At 64.6% G+C, this 23,505-nt stretch carries 25 protein-coding genes and 1 tRNA gene; 15 read left to right on the plus strand and 11 right to left on the minus strand.

The window, feature by feature from the left end:
- The first annotated feature begins 78 nt into the window (after nt 1-78).
- Both QYC26_RS12550 and QYC26_RS12555 read left to right on the plus strand, forming a co-directional pair.
- Nucleotides 79-1,452 (plus strand): M48 family metalloprotease, encoded by a 1,374-nt coding sequence (locus QYC26_RS12550; RefSeq protein ID WP_317512559.1) that lies wholly within the window; start codon nt 79-81, stop codon nt 1,450-1,452.
- Between the two features lie 23 nt (nt 1,453-1,475).
- On the plus strand, nt 1,476-2,201 hold the full coding sequence (locus QYC26_RS12555; RefSeq protein WP_317512560.1) for a DsbA family protein: 726 nt from the start codon (nt 1,476-1,478) through the stop codon (nt 2,199-2,201).
- On the opposite strand, the gene QYC26_RS12560 is transcribed toward QYC26_RS12555, so the two are convergent.
- The gene (locus QYC26_RS12560) at nt 2,179-2,622 is read right to left on the minus strand and encodes an excalibur calcium-binding domain-containing protein (protein WP_317512562.1); all 444 of its coding nucleotides are present in this window, start codon (nt 2,620-2,622) and stop codon (nt 2,179-2,181) included. The two genes, QYC26_RS12555 and QYC26_RS12560, sit on opposite strands and share 23 nt — an antisense overlap.
- Before the next feature lie 14 nt (nt 2,623-2,636).
- Here QYC26_RS12560 and QYC26_RS12565 point away from each other — a divergent pair, with 14 nt between their 5' ends.
- The gene (locus QYC26_RS12565) at nt 2,637-3,266 is read left to right on the plus strand and encodes a LysE family translocator (protein ID WP_317512563.1); all 630 of its coding nucleotides are present in this window, start codon (nt 2,637-2,639) and stop codon (nt 3,264-3,266) included.
- A 4-nt stretch (nt 3,267-3,270) separates the two neighbouring features.
- Here QYC26_RS12565 and QYC26_RS12570 read toward each other — a convergent pair whose 3' ends face one another.
- The 3 genes from QYC26_RS12570 to QYC26_RS12580 are packed head-to-tail and all read right to left on the minus strand — an operon-like array spanning nt 3,271 to nt 5,520.
- Entirely contained in the window at nt 3,271-3,783 is a 513-nt protein-coding gene (locus tag QYC26_RS12570; RefSeq protein ID WP_317512564.1) for an N-acetyltransferase, read from the minus strand.
- A gap of 4 nt (nt 3,784-3,787) precedes the next feature.
- On the minus strand, nt 3,788-4,465 hold the full coding sequence (locus QYC26_RS12575) for an RlmE family RNA methyltransferase (protein WP_317512565.1): 678 nt from the start codon (nt 4,463-4,465) through the stop codon (nt 3,788-3,790).
- Entirely contained in the window at nt 4,462-5,520 is a 1,059-nt protein-coding gene (locus QYC26_RS12580) for a Ppx/GppA phosphatase family protein (protein ID WP_317512566.1), read from the minus strand. Before QYC26_RS12580 ends, QYC26_RS12575 begins: the two co-directional genes overlap by 4 nt.
- Before the next feature lie 137 nt (nt 5,521-5,657).
- Between QYC26_RS12580 and QYC26_RS12585 the strand changes: the two genes are divergently transcribed.
- Nucleotides 5,658-5,731: transfer RNA gene (locus QYC26_RS12585), tRNA-Gln, on the plus strand.
- Between the two features lie 270 nt (nt 5,732-6,001).
- Here QYC26_RS12585 and QYC26_RS12590 read toward each other — a convergent pair.
- A complete protein-coding gene (locus QYC26_RS12590) occupies nt 6,002-6,328 on the minus strand; it encodes a UrcA family protein (protein ID WP_317512567.1) in 327 nt (108 codons plus the stop codon).
- Between the two features lie 123 nt (nt 6,329-6,451).
- Here QYC26_RS12590 and QYC26_RS12595 point away from each other — a divergent pair, with 123 nt between their 5' ends.
- The 4 genes from QYC26_RS12595 (at nt 6,452) to QYC26_RS12610 (ending at nt 11,055) form a co-directional block, all read left to right on the plus strand.
- Nucleotides 6,452-7,354, plus strand: a complete 903-nt coding sequence (locus tag QYC26_RS12595) for a LysR family transcriptional regulator (RefSeq protein WP_317512568.1) — start codon at nt 6,452-6,454, stop codon at nt 7,352-7,354.
- 230 nt (nt 7,355-7,584) lie between these two features.
- A complete protein-coding gene (locus QYC26_RS12600) occupies nt 7,585-8,124 on the plus strand; it encodes a hypothetical protein (RefSeq protein WP_317512570.1) in 540 nt (179 codons plus the stop codon).
- A 314-nt stretch (nt 8,125-8,438) separates the two neighbouring features.
- Nucleotides 8,439-9,347: an AEC family transporter gene (locus tag QYC26_RS12605; RefSeq protein WP_317512571.1), complete on the plus strand. Its 909-nt coding sequence runs from the start codon at nt 8,439-8,441 to the stop codon at nt 9,345-9,347.
- A 130-nt stretch (nt 9,348-9,477) separates the two neighbouring features.
- Complete coding sequence (locus QYC26_RS12610; protein WP_317512572.1) at nt 9,478-11,055, plus strand: ABC-F family ATP-binding cassette domain-containing protein; 1,578 nt, start codon at nt 9,478-9,480, stop codon at nt 11,053-11,055.
- On the opposite strand, the gene QYC26_RS12615 is transcribed toward QYC26_RS12610, so the two are convergent.
- Genes QYC26_RS12615 through QYC26_RS12625 form a run of 3 tightly spaced genes read right to left on the minus strand, consistent with a single transcriptional unit; the run spans nt 11,045 to nt 12,890 of the window.
- On the minus strand, nt 11,045-11,845 hold the full coding sequence (locus QYC26_RS12615) for a TlpA disulfide reductase family protein (RefSeq protein WP_317512573.1): 801 nt from the start codon (nt 11,843-11,845) through the stop codon (nt 11,045-11,047). The two genes, QYC26_RS12610 and QYC26_RS12615, sit on opposite strands and share 11 nt — an antisense overlap.
- Nucleotides 11,846-11,859: 14 nt before the next feature.
- Nucleotides 11,860-12,264 (minus strand): metalloregulator ArsR/SmtB family transcription factor, encoded by a 405-nt coding sequence (locus QYC26_RS12620; RefSeq protein WP_317512574.1) that lies wholly within the window; start codon nt 12,262-12,264, stop codon nt 11,860-11,862.
- Nucleotides 12,261-12,890 (minus strand): peroxiredoxin, encoded by a 630-nt coding sequence (locus QYC26_RS12625; RefSeq protein ID WP_317512575.1) that lies wholly within the window; start codon nt 12,888-12,890, stop codon nt 12,261-12,263. Before QYC26_RS12625 ends, QYC26_RS12620 begins: the two co-directional genes overlap by 4 nt.
- 86 nt (nt 12,891-12,976) lie before the next feature.
- Here QYC26_RS12625 and QYC26_RS12630 point away from each other — a divergent pair, with 86 nt between their 5' ends.
- The 3 genes from QYC26_RS12630 to QYC26_RS12640 are packed head-to-tail and all read left to right on the plus strand — an operon-like array spanning nt 12,977 to nt 16,303.
- Complete coding sequence (locus QYC26_RS12630; RefSeq protein WP_317512576.1) at nt 12,977-13,894, plus strand: MBL fold metallo-hydrolase; 918 nt, start codon at nt 12,977-12,979, stop codon at nt 13,892-13,894.
- 40 nt (nt 13,895-13,934) lie between these two features.
- Nucleotides 13,935-15,521, plus strand: coding sequence for a TIGR01244 family sulfur transferase (locus QYC26_RS12635; RefSeq protein WP_317512577.1), 1,587 nt, complete (start codon nt 13,935-13,937; stop codon nt 15,519-15,521).
- Nucleotides 15,518-16,303: a sulfite exporter TauE/SafE family protein gene (locus QYC26_RS12640; protein ID WP_317512578.1), complete on the plus strand. Its 786-nt coding sequence runs from the start codon at nt 15,518-15,520 to the stop codon at nt 16,301-16,303. The genes QYC26_RS12635 and QYC26_RS12640 overlap by 4 nt, the downstream gene beginning before the upstream one ends.
- Nucleotides 16,304-16,342: 39 nt before the next feature.
- Here QYC26_RS12640 and QYC26_RS12645 read toward each other — a convergent pair whose 3' ends face one another.
- The 3 genes from QYC26_RS12645 to QYC26_RS12655 form a co-directional block, all read right to left on the minus strand.
- Nucleotides 16,343-17,062, minus strand: coding sequence for a hypothetical protein (locus tag QYC26_RS12645; RefSeq protein ID WP_317512579.1), 720 nt, complete (start codon nt 17,060-17,062; stop codon nt 16,343-16,345).
- 4 nt (nt 17,063-17,066) lie between these two features.
- Nucleotides 17,067-18,266 carry a toxic anion resistance protein gene (locus QYC26_RS12650; RefSeq protein WP_317512580.1) on the minus strand — a complete coding sequence of 400 codons (1,200 nt, stop codon included), beginning with the start codon at nt 18,264-18,266 and terminating at the stop codon, nt 17,067-17,069.
- Between the two features lie 102 nt (nt 18,267-18,368).
- Complete coding sequence (locus QYC26_RS12655) at nt 18,369-19,358, minus strand: bile acid:sodium symporter family protein (protein WP_317512581.1); 990 nt, start codon at nt 19,356-19,358, stop codon at nt 18,369-18,371.
- Between the two features lie 254 nt (nt 19,359-19,612).
- Here QYC26_RS12655 and typA point away from each other — a divergent pair, with 254 nt between their 5' ends.
- From typA to QYC26_RS12675, 4 genes are all read left to right on the plus strand, one after another.
- Complete coding sequence (gene typA, locus QYC26_RS12660) at nt 19,613-21,433, plus strand: translational GTPase TypA (RefSeq protein ID WP_317512582.1); 1,821 nt, start codon at nt 19,613-19,615, stop codon at nt 21,431-21,433.
- A 229-nt stretch (nt 21,434-21,662) separates the two neighbouring features.
- Complete coding sequence (locus QYC26_RS12665) at nt 21,663-22,067, plus strand: hypothetical protein (protein ID WP_317512583.1); 405 nt, start codon at nt 21,663-21,665, stop codon at nt 22,065-22,067.
- 121 nt (nt 22,068-22,188) lie between these two features.
- Nucleotides 22,189-23,040 carry a CatB-related O-acetyltransferase gene (locus tag QYC26_RS12670; protein ID WP_317512584.1) on the plus strand — a complete coding sequence of 284 codons (852 nt, stop codon included), beginning with the start codon at nt 22,189-22,191 and terminating at the stop codon, nt 23,038-23,040.
- 49 nt (nt 23,041-23,089) lie between these two features.
- Nucleotides 23,090-23,503 (plus strand): DUF350 domain-containing protein, encoded by a 414-nt coding sequence (locus tag QYC26_RS12675; RefSeq protein WP_317512585.1) that lies wholly within the window; start codon nt 23,090-23,092, stop codon nt 23,501-23,503.
- Nucleotides 23,504-23,505: the final 2 nt, after the last annotated feature.

The following is a 23,505-nucleotide window of genomic DNA, read 5'->3' on the forward strand; positions in this document are numbered from 1 at the left end:
AGGTTTTCGGGGATTTCCCACGAAGGCCTGCCCCGCTTTCATCCGTCGTTCAGGCGGGAGGGGAGAGGAAGCAACGCCATGGCCAGTCGACCTCGTTCCATCGCCGGCATGCTGCGCGCGGCCGTTGCGCTCATTTTGTCGCTCACGCTGCTCGTCCAGCCCGCGATGGCGCAATCGATCCTGCGCGATGCCGAAACCGAGGCGCTGCTCGATGAAATGTCCGCGCCGCTCATCCGGGCGGCGGGGCTCGATCCCAAAAATGTGAAGGTCGTCCTGGTCGGCGACAATTCGATCAACGCCTTCGTCGCGGGCGGGCAGATCGTCTATATGAACTCCGGCACGATCATGCAGGCGGATAACGCCAATGAAGTGCAGGGCGTCATCGCCCACGAACTCGGCCATATCACCGGCGGCCATATCGTCCGTTTTTCCGAAGGCGCCAAGGCCGCGACCGGGATCACGCTGCTCAGCCTCGTGCTCGGCATCGCTGCGGTGGCGGCGGGCGCGGGGGATGCGGGCATGGGCATCATGGCGGCAGGCCAGCAGGCGGCGCTGGGCAAGTTTCTGGCGTTCACGCGCACGCAGGAATCGAGCGCGGACGCCGCCGGGGCCGCCTTTCTCGAAAAGGCGGGGATCACCGGCAAGGGCTCGCTCGCCTTTTTCAAGCGCATCGAAAATCTCGAATATCGCCTCGCCATCCCGCAGGACGACAGCTACGGCCGCACCCACCCGCTCAGCCGCGAGCGTATCTCGGTGCTCGAGCATCAATATCAGGCGTCGGCGAATTGGGACAAGCCGAGCGATCCGGCGCTTGAGGAGCATTTCAAGCGCGTCCGCGCCAAGCTGAAGGGTTTTGCCTCCGAACCGGCGACGACGCTGCGCGAGTTTCCCGAACGCGACAAGACCGAACCCGCGCGCTACGCCCGCGCCTATGCCTGGCATAAGTCCGCCTATCCGGACAAGGCGCTGGAAGAGGCGAACGCGCTGCTCGCCAAGGCGCCGCACGATCCTTATTATCTTGAACTCAAGGGCCAGATCCTGCTGGAATCGGGCAAGCCCAACGACGCGCTTCCCTCGCTGCGCGAGGCGTTCGAGCGCACCCGCGCGCAGCCGCTGATCGCGGGGCTGTTTGGCCATGCGCTGATCGCGACCGAAAATCCCGCCAATTTCGCCGAGGCCCGCAATGTGCTGAAGGCGGCGGTGGCCAAGGACAATGACAATCCCTTCGCCTGGTATCAGCTCGGCGTCGTCTATGAGCGCGAGGGCGATCTGCCGCGCGCGATGCTGGCGACCGCCGAACGCTATAATCTCCAGGGCCAGTCCCAGCTCGCGCTTGCCAATGCACGGCAGGCCATGCAGGGGCTTAAGGAAGGAACGCCCGACTGGCTTCGCGCGCAGGATATCGCGATGGTGTCGGAGGCGGACGTACGCAAGGACCGCAAGAAGAAATGACCTTTACCGGGGGTAGAACCATCATGATCGCAGTTGCCGCCTTTTTGGCCGGAGCAGCCGGAACGGCCCTGGCCACGGGGGCCGTGTCGCCGTCGCCGCAAGTAAGCGCGGGGGAGCGGGCCAAGATCGAGGCGGTGGTGCGCGATTATATTCTCGCCAATCCCGAGATCATTCCCGAGGCGATCGAACGGCTTCAGAACCGCGAGGTGAGCAAGTCGATCGATGCGAACCGCAAGGCGCTGGAAACCCCCTATGCCTCGGCCTGGGCGGGCAATCCCAATGGCGATGCCACGCTCGTCGTCTTTTATGATTATGCCTGTGGCTTCTGCCGCCGTAGCCTGCCCGATATCGAACGGCTGCTGAAGGAAGACAAGAATCTGAAGGTCGTCTTCCGCGAACTGCCGATCCTGAGCGACGACAGCACCAAGGCGTCGCGCGCCGCGCTTGCCGCCGCCGAACAGGGCAAGTTCAAGGCGTTCCACGACGCGCTGTACGAAACCGGTCGCCCCAATGCGGCCAATGTCGAACGCGTGCAGAAACAGCTTGGTATCGATCCCGCCAAGAGCGCGGCGGCCATCGCCTCGCCCGCCGTCCAGAAGGAAATCGACGCCAATCTCGAAATCGCCCGCGCGCTCCGCTTCACCGGCACGCCCAGCTGGGTGGTCGGCGATCAGGTGCTGAACGGTGCGATCGGCTATGAGGCGCTGAAGGCTGCGATCGCTAAGGCTAGAACCCGCGCTGGCGGCTAAGCACGGTGCCGGGTGGGATTGGTTCGCATGCGATGCCGTCCCCATCCGCATCCAGCTGTGATCGATAGCCTGGCATGCCGCGATGAATTGGCGCGGCTCCCGCGGCACGCGCGAAATCGCAATAAGGATAATAGCGGTAACTGGCTACGCTCGAGGCGATCGGGCGTAGCGTGTCCCAGAAGAAGATTCCGCAAAATGTAAGGGTGCTGAGCGCCGCAACGGTCAGTGGAAAGCGCCAATCCTTTCGCGGTGGCCTTGCGTCGGGCCGCCAGTGCCATCGTTCCTGCGGTGCCTTGCGGAAAATCGGAAATTTCCTGATCATTTGTCCCATCCCCTGCCGGCCAGCGTAATCCGCTTTTCGCCTGCCGGGAATATCTGTGCGCGCCGGGGCAGAAGCGCTATGGCGGGAAGTCCGTGCCATCTTGGGATTATTCCATGACGATCGCCCAGTCGATAACCGCGTTCATCCTCGCCGCCGGGCTGCTCACCATCACGCCGGGGGTCGATACCGCGATGGTGCTGCGCACCGCGGCGGTGGAGGGTACGCGGCGGGCGGGCTTTGCGGTGATCGGCATCGCGATCGGCTGTCTCGTCTGGGGGGCTGCCGTGGCGACGGGGCTGGGCGTGCTCCTCGCGGCATCCGAATTCGCCTTCACCCTCGTCAAATGGGCGGGGGCGGCCTATCTGCTCTGGCTGGCTTATGGTCTGCTGCGCCATCCGCGTTCGGGGCTGGCGATGGACGGGGCGCCGGGCGGCGGCGATGTCTCCGTGCTCGGTTGGCTGCGGCGCGGGCTGACGACCAATTTGCTCAACCCCAAAATGGGTGTCTTCTATATTTCCTTCCTGCCGCAATTCGTGCCGCAGGGCATGCCGATGGGGCCGTACAGCTTCATGCTGGCGTCGATCCATGTCGTGCTCGGCATATTGTGGCTTGGCATCGTCATCGCCGCGACGGTGCCGCTCGGGCGTCTGCTCACGCGCCCGGCGGTCATTCGCGCGCTCGACCGGATCACGGGCGCGGTTTTCGTGATTTTCGGGGTAAGGCTGGTCTTCGCCCAGCGCTGAACGCTCAGCGCGGCGTGTCGTCCGACGCGGCAAAGCCGGGGTGATATTGGACTTCGCCGTAAGGCCGCGTGTCGGTGAAGGACAGCCATTGGAAATAGCCCGGAGGCACATCGCCATATCGTAGGTGATCGTCGCTCACGAAGCCGAAGCGGCGATAATAATCGGGATCGCCGAGCAGCACGCACCCCTTGGCGCCCTCCGCCCGAAGACGCGCCAGCCCCTCGTTGATCAGCGCCGCGCCAATGCCGCGTTGCTGCCGGTCGGGCCGCACCGCGACGGGGCCAAGGCCAAGCCAGCCGTCCTCGCGCCCGTCGATCTGCACCGGCGAGAAGGCGATATGGCCGATGACCTCGCCGTCGTCTTCGGCGATCAGCGACAGGCTGAGCGCGCCGGCGCTGCGCAGCGCCTCGACGATCGCCGCCTCGGTGCCGCTGCTGTGCGGCGCGGTGGCGAAGGCGGCGGTGACGACCTGCCGGATCTCGGCCGCGTCCCCGGCGGTTTCGGGACGGATGATCATTGGATCAGGCGTCTGCCTCAGCACGGCCCTTGAAACCCTGCGCCACGACATACCATTCGGACGAATCCTTGCGGCTGGCCGGTGGCTTGGCGTGCTTCACGGTGGTGAAGTTGCGCTTGAGGATGGTGAGCAGCGCGTGATCGGTGCCGCCTGCAAACACCTTGGCAATGAAGGTGCCACCGGGTTCGAGCGTGTGGATCGCGAAATCGACTGCGGTTTCGACCAGCGCCATGGTGCGCAGGTGATCGGTCTGCGCATGGCCCACGGTGTTCGCCGCCATGTCCGACATGACGAGATCGGCGGGGCCGCCCAGCGCGGCTTCCAGTTGCTCGGGTGCGCGGTCGTCCATGAAATCCATCTGGAAGATGGTGACGCCGTCGATCGGGTCGGTCGGCAGCAGATCGATGCCCACCACTTCCGAACGGGGCGATTTTTTGCGTGCCACCTGGCTCCACCCGCCGGGCGCAATGCCAAGGTCGACGATGCGCTTGGCGCCCTTCAGGATCCCGAACTTCTCGTCGAGCTCAATGAGCTTATACGCCGCTCGGCTGCGATAGCCCTCGGCCTTCGCCTTTTTGACATAGGGGTCGTTCAGCTGCCGTTCCAGCCAGCGCGTCGACGCCGCAGTGCGCCCCTTGGCCGTGCGCACGCGTTGCCGCGTACCCGATCCACCCCGGCTCATCTGAACGTCCTTTCACGCGCCATCAACAATCTCAAAATCCCTTCGCGAATCCCGCGGTCGGCGATCCCTAGCCGTTCGGCCGGCCAGATGTCGATGATCGCTTCAAGGATCGCGCAGCCCGCAACGACCAGATCGGCGCGCTCGGCGCCGATACAGGGCTGGCGCTGGCGATCGGGCATCGACATGCGCGACAGCCGGTCGCTGATGTCGCGCATCGCATGGGCGGGCACGATCAGCCCGTCGATCGCGTTGCGGTCATAGGAGGTGAGCTTGAGGTGGACGCTGGCCAGCGTCGTCACCGTGCCGCTTGTTCCCAGCAGGCGGATGTCGTTCCGGCCGGGCTGCGGCAGGCGCTTCGCGAATCCGGCAAAGCTTTGGGCGACGCGCGTCTTCATCCGCTGATAGGCGGCGATCCGCGCGCCTTCGTCATCGCTGCACGCCTCGGGCTCGCTCTCGGTCAGCGATACCACGCCCCAAGGCGCGCTCAGCCAGTCGACGATACGCGGCGCGCCGTGTTCGGTGTCGACAAGCACCAGCTCGGTCGATCCGCCGCCGATGTCGAAGATCAGCGCGGGGCCGTTGCCGGGCTCCAGCAGGACATGGCAGCCCATCACCGCCAGCCGTGCCTCTTCCTCGGCGCTGATGATGTCGAGCGCGATTCCCGTCTCGCGGTAGACGCGGTCGATAAAGGCCTGGCCGTTGGTCGCCTGCCGGCACGCCTCGGTCGCCACCGAGCGGGCAAGCGTGACATGGCGTCGCTTCAGCTTTTCGGCGCAGATCGAAAGGGCAGCGATCGCGCGTTCGATCGCGGCGTCGCTCAATTTCCCGGTTGCGGCCAGCCCTTCGCCCAATCGCACGATTCGCGAAAAGGCGTCGATCACGACAAAGCCTTCGCCCTCGGGCTTGGCGATTAACAATCGGCAATTGTTGGTGCCGAGATCCAGCGCCGCATAGGCGCCTTTTTGAGACCAGCGCGTCGGAACGGGCTGCCTCCTTGCCGCTTTGCCCGCAATACGTTCGGGCCGCCGCGGCGATGGCATGGAACGCTGCACCATGGCCGTGTGTCACTCTTATTTCTCATCCGGAACGGGAATACCGCCGGTACTTGGTGCCCAGACTATCGATTGGCAGAAAAACGTGCAAGGCGGCGTTGACAGGCGGGCAACTCCCCCGTATTCGGCCCCCCACACGCTGCCCCGTCGTCTAAAGGTAAGACTACGGACTCTGACTCCGTCAATCGAGGTTCGAATCCTCGCGGGGCATCCAACCTTCCGAAAAATCTATGAAATTTCCCTTCGGGGATCGCCGCGTGGCGCTGCGCTGCCGCGCCGTTGGCGCGCTCCCGCCTACGCACATCTACGCATATCGCGCGCCCGCTTCGGCCGGGTAGGGAAAGGACATCATTCCTCTCTACTTGCCCCGCTGGCCCACGGCGGGGCATTTTTTTGTCCGCTGCACGGCAAAAGGCGAGGGGAAGCGTTGCTTTCCCTCGCCTGCACTGGGGTCGTCATGTGTGCGGGGCCATCCCCGAAGCGCTTATTGACGCGATGCGAGCCGGTCGGTGCCGCTCACCGCCATGGCGATGATTCGGTCGCGTTCGGTCGAAACCCGTGCCAACGTCTCGGTCTGGCACTGGTGGACCTTGTTCTGCGCGGCCAGATCGGAACTCGATGCCATGCCGCAGGCATCTGCGACCGCCATCTCCAACCGGCGGTCAAGCGTCGCGCGGCCCTTGGCGGTGCTCAGGTCGAGATCGGCATAGTGCACCGTCCGGGTTTGCGGGCCATAGCCCAGGGTCTGGGCGATCGCGGGTGATACGCACAACGCACTGCCCAGCGCGAAAAGCGCAAGCATCGTCTTCATATGTCTCTCCATGAAATGCCCGAAAGCCGACAGCGCTGGCGTCGGCCTATTCCTAGCGCATCCCGCCGAGTCCCGACGAACAACGATGTTGCGCACCCGTTCTGCGAAAGTGCAGAATGCGGCATGCTCGACTGGAACGACCTGCGGTATTTCCTGGCGGTGGCGCGAACCGGCAGCACGCTCTCTGCGGGGCGCAGCCTGCGGGTGAGCCAGACGACGGTGGCGCGGCGCGTTTCTGCGCTCGAGCAGGCGCTGGATCTAGTCCTCTTCGATCGGCTGCAATCCGGCTATGTCCTCACCCCCGCAGGCGAGGCGCTGGTGCCGCAGGCCGAGCAGGTCGAAGGCGCGATTGCCGTCTTCGCCGATTCCGCCGCCGGGCAGGCGCGCGACCTGAAGGGCACGGTGCGGCTCACCACGCAGGAAATCTATGCGATCACGGTGCTCGCCCCGCTGCTGCGCGATCTCCACGAACTCCATCCCGATATCCGTATCGAGCTCGATACCTCGGACGAACTGCGCGATCTGGCATCGGGCGGGGCAGATATCGCGCTGCGCACCGAGATCCAGCCCAGCGGCGCCGGGCTGGTCGGGCGCAAGATCGCTGCCGATAGCTGGACGGTCTATTGCTCAAAATCCTACGCCGCCAAGCACGGCAAGCCGCGCCGCCCGCGCGATCTGCAGGGGCATACGCTGATCGGCGGGGGCGGGGAGGGGGTGTGGCGCATCTACGGCGCGTGGCTGCGGCAGCATGCGCTCGAGGAATCGGTGGTGATCCATCACGATTCGCCCACCGGGCTCTTGTCCGCCGTCCGTTCGGGCTTTGGCATCGCGGTGCTGCCCTGCTTCATCGCCGACGGCGAATCCGATCTCATCCGCTGCATGCCCCCCGTCCACGGCGAGGAACGCGGGCTGTGGCTGATGACGCACGAACGGCTGCGCCACACCCCGCGCGTGCGCGCGGTGCTCGATTTTCTGGGGGAGCGCCTCCAGCACGCCGCGCGCGCATCGCTTTCGGCGCTGGTGTGAAGCACTGGGCGGCGTGAGCATATTCGAAACAGGCAGCTGCCACGTGTCATAAAAAGCCGCCGTTCCGGATGCGCCGGCGAAGCGGCTATTGTTTGAAACGGCAGCTAACGACCACTTGTTGCCGTTTAAGCTATCCTCTGTAACACCACATAGCGGCCATAGGCATTTCCCCTTGATTATGGCGAAGGGGCGAGGCCGCAGAGGAAAGATATGTTTGCCGCGAGACTGAAATGATACTCATTCCTTACCTCCTATTGGCCGCCGCAAGTGCGCCCCCATCAACCATGCCGCCAATTACGCTGGTTTGCCGTCGTGACAACGCTGGGCATTGCTTGCCAGTCGGGCTTTCGCCGCCCGCCCAATTGCTCCGTGAAGAGCATGATCGGGCGGCAGCGATCTATGAGCCTTATTGGGTTTGCTATTGGCAAGCGCTGAAAACCCATAAAGATTTTGGAACGTCCGATGCTCAAAGGGCAAAGAAAACTATGTCTTCTGCTGTCGATGCATGCGCAAGTTCAAAAGCATCAGCTGACAGCAACATGGATACCTTTCTTCGTCCTCTAGAGATTTATGGAGACGATACACACAAACGTTTTATTCGTGATTACTTCCGTAGTTCAGCCGGAGATATATTTCTCGACAAAAGAGCTTTTGCGGCGGGACAGCATGACGCATATATTCGGACGCACGAAGCATACCAGAAATTCTTATTGGGGCAGATAGAAAACGCTCTAAATCAGACATCACGGCATAAAGCTGACAAAGACTAAGGCTTGTTTGCTGCGCCCAGTTCGAGGTCGCCACAACGGCCAAAGTCGGGCTGCGCTTTTCCCTAAGCGGCCGTTCTGCAAGCCACTCAAGCAAGACATCACGGAATGCGTTGGGAAAGTCCGCTTCCCCGACAAAGTTGCCGATCCGCCCCATAAGTCCGCCGCGTGAGCCCCCACACTTCGTCGGAATGTAGCCACGCCGCCTGACCTGAGCCGCCCCGCCTTGTGCGCGGTGCATCGGGTGTGCGCGACGACGCACTTGCATCTTGCGCGGGGTTGCACCACCACCCGCCACCATGTTTGCGGCACTTGGCGTGGTTCTTCCGGTATTTTCGCTCATCGCCATTGGTTGGGCGGTCGGGCGCAAGGGATTGCTCCCCGATAATGCCGTCGATGTCCTGAACGGTTTCGTCGTCCGCCTCGCGCTGCCCGTGCTGCTGTTCCAGTTCGTGGCCGAGGCCGATTGGAAAACGCTTTGGCATCCGGGCTTTGCCGCCGCCTTTGCGCTGGGCGTCGCATCGGTCTTCGGGCTTACCTATATCGGCTATGCGCGCGGCGGCTCGGTTGCCGATCGCAGCATCGCTTCGCTCGCCGCCGCCTATGCCAACACCGCCTTCATGGGCATCCCGATCAGCGTCGCCTTGTTCGGGCAGACGGGGATGGCGGCGGCGGTGGTTGCCTCGCTGCTCACGGTCGGCGCGATTTTCGCCATCGCGATCCTGCTCGTCGAGATCGACGTGCACCGCAGCAAGGGCTGGGCGCAGGCCAGCGCGGGGGTGGCGATCTCGCTTGCGCGCAACCCGCTGGTATCGGGCCCGATATTGGGGGGCGTCTGGGCGCTGGGCGGGCTGCCGCTGCCCGCCCCCGTCCATCAATTGCTGAGCCTTTTGGGCGCGGCGGCATCGCCCGTCGCGCTCGTCACCATCGGGCTGTTCCTGGCGGCGATGCCGCGCAGCGCGGACAAGGCGCCCGTCGCGCCGCTCGTCGTGATGAAGCTTTTTGTCCAGCCGCTGGTCACGGCATTCTTCGTCTGGCTGCTCGCGGTGCCAGCCCCCTGGGGCGGGCTCGCCATCCTCATCGCCGCGTTGCCGACGGGAACGGGGCCCTTCATGGTCGCCAAGCTCTATGAGCATGAGGCCGCGCTCACCGCGCGCGTGATCCTCATCACCACCATCCTCTCGGCGGTTACCATCTCGGTGCTGATCGCGCTGCTCGGCGTCTGATCCCCACGCGCGGCTTGCCTTTTGCGCCCGCAGACGCCACATCTGCGGCCGTACCAGTAGCGGGAGGATATCATGAACGACCGGAAGACCATCGCAACCTGCTGTGTCTCCCCTCGTTTCCTGGTGTCTTATGCCCGCCTTTCTCACACTGGATTCCATCACTGCCGCAACGCCTGATCGGCAGCCGCTTTTTACCGATCTGACGCTTTCCATCGGTCGCGAACGCGTCGGCCTGGTCGGCCGCAACGGTTCCGGAAAATCGACATTGCTGCGGATCGCGGCGGGAACTGCCGCGCCATTGTCCGGCCATGTCGTGCGTTCGGGCACGTTGGGCGTGCTCGAACAGCATTGGCCCGATGCGCTCTCCGTGGCGGATGCGCTGGGCGTCACCGCGCACCGCGACCGGCTTGCGCGGATCGAGGCGGGTACCGCCGACGAGGATGATTTTGCCGAGGCGGACTGGACGCTCGAAAGCCGGATCGACGCCGCGCTCGCCGAAACCGGGCTTGGCAGCACCGCGCTCGACCGGGTCATGGGCAGCCTCAGCGGCGGGGAGCGGGTGCGCGTCGCCACTGCGCGGCTGCTGCTCGACCGGCCCGATCTCCTCCTGCTCGATGAACCGACCAACAATCTCGATGTCGATGGCCGCGCGGCGGTTGCGCGGCTGATCGACGGGTGGCGCGGGGGCGTGCTGCTCGCTAGCCATGACCGCACACTGCTCGGGCGGGTGGACCGGATTGTCGAGCTTACCCCCATCGCGACCACCATCTTTGGTGGCGGCTGGGCGGAATTTGCCGAGGCGCGTCAGGCGCGCCGCGCCGCCGCCGAAGGCGAACTCGCCCGCGCCGATCAGGCATCGCGCGAGATGGGGCGTGCGGTCCAGAAACAGCGTGAGGCCAAGGCAAGGCGCGATTCCGCCGGCAAGGCTTTTGCCGCGCGCGGCTCCGAGCCCAAGATATTGCTCGGGCGGCAGGCCGAACGTGCGGAGAATAGCGGCGGGCGCAGCACGCGGATCGCGGATCGGCAGATGGCCGAGGCGTCCGAACGGCTGGATGTTGCGCGCGCGCAGGTCGAACGCATCGTTCCGCTCACCATCGCCGTGCCGCCCACCGGGCTTCCGTCGCAGCGCACGCTCATTCGGATGGAGGCGGCAACGCTCGTCATGGGTGCGCGCAAATTGGGGCCGTGGACGCTGTCGATTGACGGGCCCGAACGCATTGCGCTCGCCGGGCCAAATGGTGTCGGCAAGACCAGCCTGCTCCGCCTTGCCGCCGGGCTGGTGCAGCCGGCCAGCGGAACCGTCCAGCGCGCCGAAGGGCGGATCGCGATGCTCGATCAGCACGCGGGGGCGCTCGATCCCGCGGCCAGCGTGCTCGACAATCTGCGCGCGGCGTGCCCCATGCTCGATATGGAGGGCGCGCATGCGGCCTGCGCACGCTTTGCCTTTCGCAACCGCGATGCGCTGAAGCCCGCCGGGGTGCTTTCGGGTGGCGAGCGGCTGCGCGCGGCGCTCGCCTGCCTGCTCTCGGGCGATGCGCCACCCTGGCTGCTCCTGCTTGATGAGCCGAGCAATCATCTCGACATCGAATCGCTCGAGATTCTCGAACAGGCGCTGTGCGCGTTCGACGGTGCATTGCTCGTCACCAGCCATGACCGCGCCTTTCTGGACGCGATCGGGATCGAACGGACGCTGACACTCAGCGGCTGATCGCGGCGATCCCTTGTGCCAGCGTTGCGCGCGATATCTCGCCGACATGCGTGCGCACGATCTGCCCCTGCGCGTCGACGAAGATCGTCGTCGGCAGCGCGGGGCTTGCGACCGCGTGGCCGATCGCGCCCGCCGCGTCCAGCCGCACCGCGTCGATTGCAAGGCCTTCCTTGGCCATGAAGGCGCGCACCGTCGCGGCATCCTCGCCCTGATTGACGAGCAGGATCGGCACGTCGGGGCTTTGCCCGGCCATGTCGATCAGCATCGGCATTTCGCGGCGGCAGGGGCCGCACCAGCTGGCCCAGAGGTTGAGAACGAAGGGGCGTCCCGCCAGCGCGTCGATCGATACCGGCTGCCCGTCGAGCGTGGCGGCCACCAGATTGCGCGGCAGCGGCCGGACGCCCGCCTGTTTGGACAGCGCGGCCACCGCCAGCCAGCCGCCCGCGCACAGCGCAAGGCAGGCGAGCAGCGCTGCGCGCGCCTTGGCGCGTGCGCGCAGCGCAACGAGCAGCGCCGCCGCCATCACGCCCCATAAGGGGGCAAAGCCGCCCTGCCACAAATAAAGCGCGGTCAGCGGCTGTTCGGCAAAGCTGGCATGGTTTTCGACGACATGACCGATGCGGGCGCCCGCAATGCCCACCACCACCGCCCAGAAGGGCAGGTTGGCCGGCGCGCCTTGCCAGCGCCGCAGCGCCCAGCCGCCAAGCGCGATGAAAAGCCAGAGTGCGGCGATCGCGGTGAGGCGGTCGAGCGGCAGCACGAGCGGCCCGATCTGGATGATGTTGCTCATCGGGTCCTGGCTTATCAGAGAATGCGGGCGAAGCGCGCGGCGCCCCGGTCGGGCCCGGCCGCTTGCGCGGCGGCGGCGCGGGGCGCGCGCACCGCTTCGATCAGCGCGCGTTCGGGGTTGTCGCCGCTGCCGAACATCGCCTCGATGCTGCGCACGCACAGCAAGGTCGCGTCATCGGCGAGGCTGTAATAAACCTGCTTGGCCTCACGCCGCGTCTTCACCAGCTCGGCGCGGCGCAGGCCGGCAAGCTGCTGGCTCACCGTCGGCTGGCTCATTCCCGTCGCGCGTTCGATTTCGCTCACCGATCGCTCGCCTTCGAGCAGCAGCGACAGGATCATCAGCCGCTGCGGCTGGGCAAAGGCGCGCAGCTTTTCGGCCGCACTTTCGGCCTGCTCGCGTGAGGCGTGGAGCGCCTTCACGGCGCGGTCCGGCAGAACCAGTCCGCGCCCTCGGCGTCCGGGTCGGGGGGGAGCAGCATCGGCGCGCCCGGCGTCCATCCCGCGGGTGCCAGCCGTTCGCCCGAGGCGCTCGCCTGAAGCGCTGCCACCATGCGCAGCATCTCGTCCACCGAGCGGCCGATGGTCATCGGATAATGGGTGATCGCGCGGACGATCCCGTCGGGGTCGATGAAATAGGTCGCGCGCACCGCCGCGCTGTCGGCTGCATCGTCGTCGATCATGCCATAAGCACGGCCGATCTCCATCGACGGGTCCTCGATCACCGGAAAGCGTATCTCGACGTCGAACAGATCACGGATCGCGCGCGTCCAGGCGATGTGCGCGTACAGGCTGTCGACCGAAAGTCCCAGCAGCGTGCAGCCCAGCGCCTCGAACTGGGCATGCGCCCTGGCCAGCGCCACGAACTCGGTGGTGCAGACGGGGGTGAAATCGGCGGGGTGCGAAAAGAACACCAGCCAGCGTCCGCGCAGATCCGAAAGCCGCAGCAATCCGTGTGTCGTGCGTGCTTCGAAATCGGGCGCAAGGTCGCCCATGCGCAAGGGGCGCCGCCCGGTGGGCGCGAAGTCATTCTGTCCAATGCCAGTCATGCAACCTGCCATGCCACGCGCTCCGTGTTGACGCCAAACATATTCAAATATACATATATGTGAAATTGAATTGAAAGTGAAGCGCGATGACCGACCCGATTCTGCAACAGGCCGCCACCCAGATTGAAGAGAGCGGCACCGCAAGCCCCGTGATCCGCGCGTTTTTCGATGAAGACAGCTTCACCGCCAGCTATGTGGTGCATGATCCCGAAACGCGCCGCGCGGCGATCATCGACAGCGTGCTCGATTATGATCCGGCGGCGGGGCGCACGGCGACGGCATCCGCCGACGCGGTGATCGCCTATGTCGAGGCCGAGGGGCTGGGCGTCGACTGGATTCTCGAAACCCATGCGCATGCCGATCACCTGTCGGCCGCGCCCTATCTGCAGCAGCGCCTGGGCGGAAAGATCGCGATCGGTCGCCAGATCCTTCAGGTGCAGGCGGTGTTCGGCAAGCTGTTCAACGCAGGGACCGATTTCGCGCTCGACGGGTCGCAGTTCGACCGGTTGTTCGACGATGGGGAGATCTTTTCGATCGGCACTCTGCCCGCGATGGCGCTCCATGTTCCCGGTCACACCCCGGCCGATCTCGCTTATGTCATCGGCGACGTCGCCTTTGTCGGCGATACGCTGTTCATGCCCGATTATGGCACCGCACGCGCCGATTTTCCGGGCGGCGATGCGCGCATCCTCTACCGCTCGATCCGCCGGCTGCTTGGCCTGCCGGGGCAGGCGCGGCTGTTCCTCTGCCATGATTACAAGGCGCCGGGGCGCGACGAATATGTCTGGGAAACCACGGTCGCAGCACAGCGCGCGGGCAATATCCATGTCCATGACGGGGTGGATGAAGACGCTTTCGTCGCGATGCGCGAGGCGCGCGACGCCACGCTCTCCATGCCACGGCTGATCCTGCCTTCAGTGCAGATAAACATGCGCGCGGGTCAGCTGCCCGCCGCTGAGGATAACGGCGTCCGCTACCTCAAAATCCCGCTCAACGCGCTCTGACGCGCGGCCCCCTTCACATCCCCAAAGGAGCCACCCCAACATGGCTTTCACCGCACTTTCCCCCGATTTCTCGATTGCGCCCCAGCTTGGCCTTGCCGATGTGCAGGTGGCGGCCTCCGCCGGGTTCCGCACGCTCATCTGCACCCGCCCCGATGATGAGGAGCCGGGCCAGCCCGCCGCCGCCGAAATCCGCGCGGCCGCCGAGGCGCTCGGGCTTGCTTTCGTGCATATTCCGGTCACGCCCGGGCTGATGCTCGATGCCGATGCGCGCCAGTTGCGCGCGGTGCTCGATCGCACGCCGGGGCCGTTCCTGGGCTATTGCCGCTCGGGCGCGCGGGCTGCGCGGCTGCGGGATATGGCGCTGGCTTTGCCCGCGCCTTCGGGCACGCCGCGCACCTATGATGTGGTGATCGTGGGCGGCGGCAGCGCAGGCATCGCCACCGCCTCCAGCCTGCTCAAGCGCAACCGCCAGATCTCGATCGCGGTCATCGATCCGGCCGAGCTTCATTATTACCAGCCCGGCTGGACGATGGTGGGGGCAGGGGTGTTCCGCCCCGAATTTACCCGCCACACCATGGCCTCGGTCATGCCGCGCGGGGTCGACTGGATCCGCCAGTCCGTCACCGGCTTCGCGCCCGAGGACAATGAAGTGTTCCTCGCCGATGGCAGCCGCATCGCTTACCGTACGCTTGTCGCCGCCCCCGGGGTGAAGCTCGATTGGGGGGCGATCCCGGGCCTTGCCGAAACGCTTGGGCAGAACGGTGTCACCTCCAATTACCGCTATGATCTCGCGCCCTATACGCGCGATCTTGTCGGCGCGCTGAAAGGCGGCCGTGCGCTCTTCACCCAGCCGCCCATGCCGATCAAATGCGCGGGCGCGCCGCAAAAGGCGATGTATCTTTCGTGCGATCGCTGGGCGCGTGCGGGCGTGCTCGGGCAGGTCGGCGTTGAATTTCACAATGCCGGCGCGGTGCTGTTCGGTGTGGCCGATTATGTCCCTGCGCTGATGGATTATGTCCGCCGCTACGGCATCGACCTCAACCTTGAATCGCGGCTGGTCGGCATCGATGGCCCTGCGCGCGTCGCGCTGTTCGAACGCAAGAACGCGGCTGGCGCGGTCGAGCGTGTCGAGCGCCGGTTCGACATGCTCCATGCCGTCCCGCCACAGGTGGCGCCCGATTTCGTGCGGAACAGCCCGCTTGCCGATGCCAGCGGGTTCATCGCGGTCGATCCTGCCACGCTGCGCCATCCGGTTTACGCCAATGTCTTTGCGCTGGGCGATGCCTGCGCCACATCGAACGCCAAGACGGCGGCCGCCGCGCGCAAACAGGCGCCGGTCGTCGCGGTGAACGTGCTCGCCGCGCTCGACGGGCGCGATCCCGTGGTCGGCTATGACGGTTATGGCTCGTGCCCGCTCACGGTGGAACGCGGCAAGATCGTGCTCGCCGAGTTCGGCTATGGCGGCAAGCTGCTCCCCAGCTTCCCGCGCTGGATGCTCGATGGTCGCAAGCCCACGCGCCGCGCCTGGTTCCTCAAGGATCGCATGCTCCCGCCCATCTATTGGCAGGGCATGCTCAAGGGCCGCGAATGGATGGCGGCGCCCATTCCGCTGGATCAGCTCAAATGACGCTCGAACCGCTTCAATATCTGCTCGGCGCGGGATCGGGCGGGCTGGTCGGCTTTACATTGGGCCTGGTCGGCGGCGGCGGGTCGATCCTCGCCGTTCCGCTGATGCTCTATCTGGTCGGTGTCCAGAACCCGCATGTCGCGATCGGCACCAGCGCCTTTGCAGTGGCCGCCAACGCGGCGATCGGGCTGGTCAACCATGCCCGGCTGTCCAATGTCAAATGGCGCTGCGGCGGGATCTACGCCACGGCGGGCATCGCGGGCGCACTGGCAGGCTCCACCTTCGGCAAGATGGTCGACGGGCAGAAACTGCTCGCGCTCTTTGCGCTGGTGATGATCGTCGTCGGCGTGGTGATGCTGCGCGGGCGCGGCAATCCCGGCAATCCGGGCGCCGAGTGCAACCGTGAAAAGCTGCCCAAGGTTGTCGGCTACGGCCTCGGCTCGGGGCTCTTCTCGGGCTTTTTCGGGATTGGCGGCGGTTTCCTCATCGTCCCCGGGCTCGTCGCCTCCACCGGCATGCCGATCCTGATGGCGGTGGGCACCTCGCTCGTCGCGGTCACCGCCTTCGGGCTGACGACCGCGCTCAATTACGCGGCCTCGGGGCTGGTCGATTGGCCGCTCGCGCTGCTCTTCATCGGTGGCGGTATCGTCGGCAGCGCGGTCGGCGCCCGCGTCGCGCGGGGGCTGTCGGGCAAGACCGGGCGGCTGACGACCGTGTTCGCCGTGATCATCTTTGTGGTTGCCGCCTATATGCTCTGGCAGAGCGCATCGGCGCTCCTCTGAATGGGCAGGGGCGGGGCGGGTGCCCTCGCCCCGCCACCCTTAATCGCCGAGACCGTCGGTCCCGCGATATTTGAGTTCGAGAAACTTGTCCTGCGTCGCCAGCTTGTGCAAGTCGCCCGCCGCGATGTTGCGGGTCACCTCGTCCAGTTCGCTGTCGATCAGCTTCAGCCCGTCGGTCAGCTGTTCGTCGGGCGTCTTGCCGCTCGGCTGGCGCTCGCGGCGCAGCGTTTCGGGAACGCGGCGATAGCCCGATACCAGCTCGGTCAGATGTTCGGACAGGATCTTGCGCGCTTCCACCGCCACCGGTTCGCGCGGGTCGATCGTCTGCAGTTGCGGGCCCAGCGTCTCCAGCCTCAGCGCAATCGAATCAAAGGCATGCGCTGCGGGGGCGGGCAGCGCCTTGCGCTGCTGCGCCATCCAGATTTCGGTCTGGGCAGGCAGCAGGCGGATATCGGTTTGCGCCAGCGCGGCCTCGTTCGCCGCCGGATAGCGGGGGAAGTTCAGGAGGAACGCGGTGATCAGGATGAACAGCCCCGCCGCCAGCATCACCCCGGTGGCGCCGAGCGGCTGGACGAGCAGCCCGAACAGCGCAAGGCCGACGAGCAGCGCGCCGCCCGCCACCACCACGCGCCCCAGCTTTTTAAGCAAAAACTGGCGCCGGCGCTTGCGCTCGCGCACCATCAGCCGCTGCGCCTGGGGCGATAGTCTGCCAAGCAGCGCCCCGGCCCGTTCGATCGCGCGATCGACATCGGTGCCCATGTTTCTATGCCTCGATCGACGACAACAGCGATCCGCCGGCCGACGAACCCGCCTGTGCAGCCCCTTCGGCGCGGGCGATATAGCCCTTGGACTTTTCGACCTCGTTCGACAGCGTGTTCACCGTCGTCTTCATCGATTCCAGCGCCTTCAGCTTGAACGCGTCGATATTGTCCATCGTGTCGTAGATGTTCTGGAACGCGCGCTGCAGCGTTTCGAGCGGGATCGTGCTCGACGCCGCTTGTTCGTGGATTGCGGCGGTTTGCGTCTTCAGCATCTCGCCAGTGCTGTCGATGATCTTGGCGGTCGTGGTGTTGAGCGCGGTGATCTGTTCGAGCACCAGCTTCTGGTTGGTCAGCGCCTGTGCCACGGTTACCGCGGTGCGCAGCGCGCCCACCGTCGTGGTCGAGGCGCGGTCGACGCCTTTCACCAGCTCGACATTGTTCTTCTTGACGAGGTCGAGCGCCAGATAGCCCTGCACCGTCACCGCCATCTGGGTCAGCAGATCGGTGGTGCGCTGGCGGACATAGAAAAGCGCGGTTTCGCGGATCGCCTTCGACTTGGCCGGATCGGTCGATTCCAGCTCCATCGCCTTGGCTTCCAGCTTGGCGTCGAGCGTCTTGGAAACATGGATCATCTGTTCGAGCCGGCCCATCGCCGCCCAGAGGTTCTGGCGCTCCACCGCGATCGCTGCATTGTCCTTCAGCAGTTCGTCCTTGCCCGAGGCAAGCCGCGCGAGGATCGACGAGATATGGCCCTGTGCCGATTTATAGCCGTCGAAATAATTGCGCAGCTTCGATCCGAACGGGATGATCCCGAACAGCTTCTTGGGCGCCATCAGATTGCCCTGGCGGCCGGGATCGAGATCTTCGATCGTGCGGCGCAGTTCGGCCAGGTCGGTGCCGACGCCCGTTTCCTGATCCATCGCGCGCACGGGGCGGTCGAGAAAGCGGTTCGATTGGCCGGCCGCATCGGCGATTTCCTTGCGGCCCATATTGGTGATCTGGTCCACGCGCGCGCCGAATTCGGGGCTGTTCGCGTCCTGCGCCACCAGATCGTCGATAAACGCGTCGACCTTCAGGTCGAGCTTCGATTTCTGGCCCTCTTCCAGCGGCACGAGCCCGGCCGCCTTTTCGGCTGCAATCGGTGCAACGGGCTCGGGTGCGGAAAGCTTCAGTTCTTCCGCCACCAATGTTTCATTCGCCATCTACTTCCTCCTGCCCTTGCGCGGACCAAGATGGAGCGAAAGACTGTATGGTTCAAGTAGAACGCAGCGCGGCTTCAAGGCGTTGCAGCGGAAAAACGGCGTTTATCCCGCGCTTTTGCCGTCGTCCGCGTCGTCGTGCCGCGCCAGCCGGCCCGAGAGGACGGCCGACAGCATCAGCTGGAACTGGTGATAGAGGATGAGCGGAAGGAGGATCGCGCCCGCTTCGGGGCCAGTAAAGAGGATGCGGATCATCGGCGCGCCGGTGGCAAGGCTCTTGTGCGCGCCCGAATAAAGCAGCGTGATCCGATCGGGGCGCGATTTGCCGAGCAGACGGCCCAGCCCCCAGGCCGAGCCAAAGGCGAGCGCGAGGAAGATCAGCACCGCCGCCACCAAAATCCCCATTTCCGCCGCCGAAATTCGGCTCCAGATCCCGCCCGTCACCGCTTCGCTAAAGGCGACATAGACGGCGAGGACGATGGTCGCCTTGTCGAGAAAACCGACAAGCTTGCGGTGCCGCTCGACCCAGCCCTTCACCAAATTCTGCAGCAACTGGCCAAGGCAGAAGGGCAGGAGAAGCAGAAGCATGATCTTGCCGATCGCCGACAGCCCGGCATCGCCGCCCTGCGTGCTTGCCAGCGCAGTGAAGAGCAACGGGGTCAGGATCACGCCGAGCAGGTTCGACGCCGCCGAGGCGATCACCGCGCCCACGACATTGCCGCGCGAGATCGAGCTATAGGCGATCGACGATTGCACCGTCGTCGGCAGCACGGCGAGGAAGATGAGGCCGAGCACCAGCCCAGGGCTCAGCCATCCATCGAGCAGCTGGGAAAGCCCCAGCCCGAACAGCGGCATGATGCCATAGCCGAAAAGCAGGATCGTCAGTTGGAGCCGCCAGCGTTTCAGCCCGTCGATCACCGACTGATGGCTCAGCCGCGCGCCGTGCATGAAGAACAGCGTGAAGATCGCGATCGTCGAGACCGTGCCGATCCCCTCCAGCGCGATCCCGCGCGCCGGCAGCAGCGAGGCGATAATCACCGTCGCGATCAGGATTGTCAGGAAGCGGTCGGGCAACAGCCTTTTCAGAAGCGACATGGCCCAAGGCCTTAGAGCCAATCGAAAGCAGATGGAAACATCTGCTGACTCGGAAATCGTGTAGGGGAGAGCGAAGAGCAATGCGCCGTTGAAACATGCGCTGCACCGCGCCGATCGGCGCGATGCGGAAAAAACGCCGTGTCACTTTCTTGCTCATAATCGCAAGGCTCTTTCGTTCCTGACTATCCGTGGCCCCTGAAATCCGCTAAGGGCGCGCGCGATAAACCTACTCCTCTAAATCGTCAGGACTCCCTATGAGCCTCCGCAATATTGCCATTATCGCGCACGTCGATCATGGCAAGACTACACTGGTGGACCAGCTTTTCCGCCAGTCCGGTACCTTCCGTGAGAACCAGCGCGTCGAAGAACGCGCGATGGATTCGGGCGACCTCGAAAAGGAACGCGGGATCACGATTCTCGCGAAGCCGACCTCGGTCGAATGGAACGGCACGCGCATCAACATCATCGATACGCCCGGCCACGCCGACTTCGGCGGTGAAGTGGAACGCATCCTCTCGATGGTCGACGGTGTGATCCTGCTCGTCGATTCCGCCGAAGGCCCGATGCCGCAGACCAAGTTCGTCACCGGCAAGGCGCTCGCGCTCGGCCTGCGCCCGATCGTCGTCGTCAACAAGATCGACCGTAGCGACGCGCGTCCGCAGGAAGTGCTCGACGAAGTGTTCGATCTGTTCGTCAACCTCGACGCGAACGACGAACAGCTCGATTTCCCCGTGCTCTTCGCCTCGGGCCGCAACGGTTATGTCGGCCAGACCCCCGATGTGCGCGACGGCGATTTCACGCCTTTGTTCGAAAAGATCGTCGGCCATGTGCCCGAACCGGGCCTTGATGAAAACGGCCCCTTCAAGTTCCTCGTGACGCTGCTCGATCGCGACAACTTCCTCGGTCGTATCCTCACCGGCCGTGTCGATTCCGGTACGGTCAAGGTCAACCAGCCGATCCACGCGATCGACATGGACGGCAATGTGATCGAAGCTGGCCGCGCGTCGAAGATCTTCTCGTTCCGCGGGCTCGACCGCGTTCCCGTCGAAGAAGCCAAGGCAGGCGATATCATCTCGCTCGCCGGTCTCACCGTTGCCACCGTGGCCAACACCATTGCCGATACCTCGGTGACCGAAGCCATTCAGGCGCAGCCGATCGATCCGCCGACGCTGTCGATGCGTTTCGCCGTGAACGATTCGCCGATGGCAGGCCGCGAAGGCAGCAAGGTGACGAGCCGCATGATCCGCGACCGTCTGTTCCGCGAGGCGGAATCGAACGTCGCGATCAAGATCACCGAATCGGCCGACAAGGACAGCTTCGAAGTCGCCGGTCGCGGTGAACTTCAGCTCGGCGTTCTCATCGAAACGATGCGCCGCGAAGGTTTCGAACTCGGCATCTCGCGTCCGCGCGTGCTGTTCGGCACCGACGAGGCCGGCAACAAGACCGAACCTTATGAAACCGTCGTCATCGACGTGGACGACGAATTTGCCAGCACGGTCGTCGACAAGATGAACCAGCGCAAGGCGGAAATGACCGACATGCGCCCCTCGGGCGGTGGCAAGACCCGCATCACCTTCTCGGCACCGTCGCGCGGCCTGATCGGCTATCACGGCGAATTCCTGTCCGACACGCGCGGCACCGGCATCATGAACCGCCTGTTCGAGAAATATGGCCCCCACAAGGGCAATATCGAAGGCCGCAAGAACGGCGTGCTGATCTCGAACGGCGCGGGTGAAGCCGTGGCCTATGCGCTTGGCCCGCTCGAAGAGCGCGGCATCCTGATGGTCGGCGTGGGCGAAGCGCTCTACGAAGGCATGATCATCGGCCAGAACGCCAAGCCCGAAGACCTCGAAGTCAACCCGATGAAGTCGAAGGCGCTCACCAACTTCCGCGCCTCGGGCAAGGATGACAGCATCCGCCTGACCCCGCCGTGGAAGATGACGCTCGAACAGGCGATCGCCTATATCGACGACGATGAAATGGTCGAAGTGACGCCCAAGAACATCCGTCTGCGCAAGCGCTATCTCGATCCGAACGAGCGCAAGCGCATGTCGCGCGCCAAGGCTGCGGCCTGACGCTTTAAGCGCGATTTCCGACCCGGAAATCGCAGCGTTATAAAGACATGGAGCCGCAGGCCCGGAACAACCGGGTCGGCGGCTTCGGTCTATGAACCCCCGGTGAATTTCCGGTTCGCCGTGGGTTCAGTCGCCTGCCGTTACCGTCCTTTGCTTACCGGACGCCTGGCCGCGCCCACGAGTCGGCCGACGCCCTTTGCAAGGGGGACGGACGACAGGAGTGCAGGCGATGAATTCGATTCTGGACAAGGCCGCCGCGATGGCGGTTGTCGCCGCCACGCTGGCGGCCAGCGCCGCCCCCGCAGAGGCGCGGCGCTATTACCGGCACAGGGACAATGACGCAGGCGTCGCGATCGCGGCGGGCGTTGTCGGCCTCGCCATCGTGGCGGCGATAGCCTCCTCCTCGCGGCGCGACCGCTATTATGACGATCGCTATTATTATGATCGCGGCTATTCTCCCCGCTATCGCTACGATTATGACTATCGCGATTACCGCGATCGCTACCCACGCTACCGGTATCGTGGCGATCATTATGATTATAACCGGTCCTGGCGCGACGACCGTCGCTGCACGACGCGCAGGGTCTGGGATCCCTATGAACAACGCCGGGTCAGGGTGCGCTACTGCCGCTGAGGGCGCGTGGCGGCGGCGCTTTGGGCGGGCGGGCGACCATCGTCGCCCGCCCCTGTCCTATAATGGTTTCATCGCTGTGGTTTTGATGCCCGTGTGACTGCACCGGGGGAGGGTTTGCGTAATGCCGTTTCTGTCGGCCGAAAATATCGACAAGGCTCGTTCCTATTCGGTGCGGATTAGCCCGGAAGCCTCATTCGGCAAGCACATTGCCAAGCCGACGGTTATTGAAAGCAACGTCACTATCGGCCGGGGCATATACGAAATCGACTTTATCGGGGCGTATACGTTTTTCAGCGGCCGTAACACCGTGATGCAGAATGTGGCCTCGGTCGGCCGATTCTGTTCGATCGCAACCAACATCATCTCCGGCCAGGTCGAACATCCGACGGATTTTCTCTGCGCCGCGCCCATGTTCACCGGAACAAGTGTTCCAGGATCGGGCAGCCTCGATTTCTACAACGCCAATCGCGCAATGGCGGACAAGGCTGCGGCGGCGCTCGCGGAATCGATGGCCGGACGCATCGACAAGATCGTGATTGGAAACGATGTCTGGATTGGCGAGGGGGCCTTTATCCGCAGCGGCGTGCGCATTGGGGATGGTGCGATTGTCGCGGCGCGCGCGGTCGTCACGCGTGACGTTCCGCCCTATGCCATTGTCGGCGGATCACCCGCGCGTATCATTCGCTATCGCTTCGATCCGGACGTGATTGCCGATTTGCTGAACCTCGAATGGTGGAAATATGGCGTCAGCGCGGTGACGGGTGCCGATTTCACGGATATCCGGTCGGCGATCGATACCATAGCGGCGAACATTGCCTCGGGCCGGGCAACCTTGCGTGATGAGCCGCTTGTGCTGATCGACAAGGCGTTAGGGGTGAGCGCAAACTGGTATGATCCGCAAAGCCAGATGCTCTTTCCGATCGATGAGTTTCGCGTGGCGACGGGGAGCGCTCCCGACACCGCCGCTTATTGACGGCGCCCGCCCCGGTGCCACAGAAGGGCGCTGAACCAAGGGGGGCGTGATGGAACCGGTATTGCAGAGCCTTGTGTCGGGGCTGCCCATATTGCTGTTGCATCTGGGTGTCGCGTTGTCGGTCTTCCTGCTCGCGCTGTTCGCCTATTTGTGGCTCACCCCGCACAAGGAAATGGCACTTATTCGCGAGGGCAATCAGGCCGCCTCCATCTCTTTGGGCGGGGCGGCGATCGGGCTCGCCATCCCGCTGGCTTATTGCCTGCAATCATCGATCAACATCTGGGATCTGGTCGTCTGGGGCGCGGTGACGCTGCTCATCCAAATCATCGCCTTTCGCGGCGTCGATCTCATCCTCCACGATCTGCCCAAGCGGATCGAGCATGACGAGCGTTCGGCCGCGATCTTCCTCGCCACGGTCAAGATCGCCGTCGCGATGCTGAACGCCGCCGCCGTTTCGGGCTGATC

The sequence above is a fragment of the Sphingomonas sp. C3-2 genome (assembly GCF_033025475.1).
Lineage (GTDB): Bacteria > Pseudomonadota > Alphaproteobacteria > Sphingomonadales > Sphingomonadaceae > Sphingobium_A.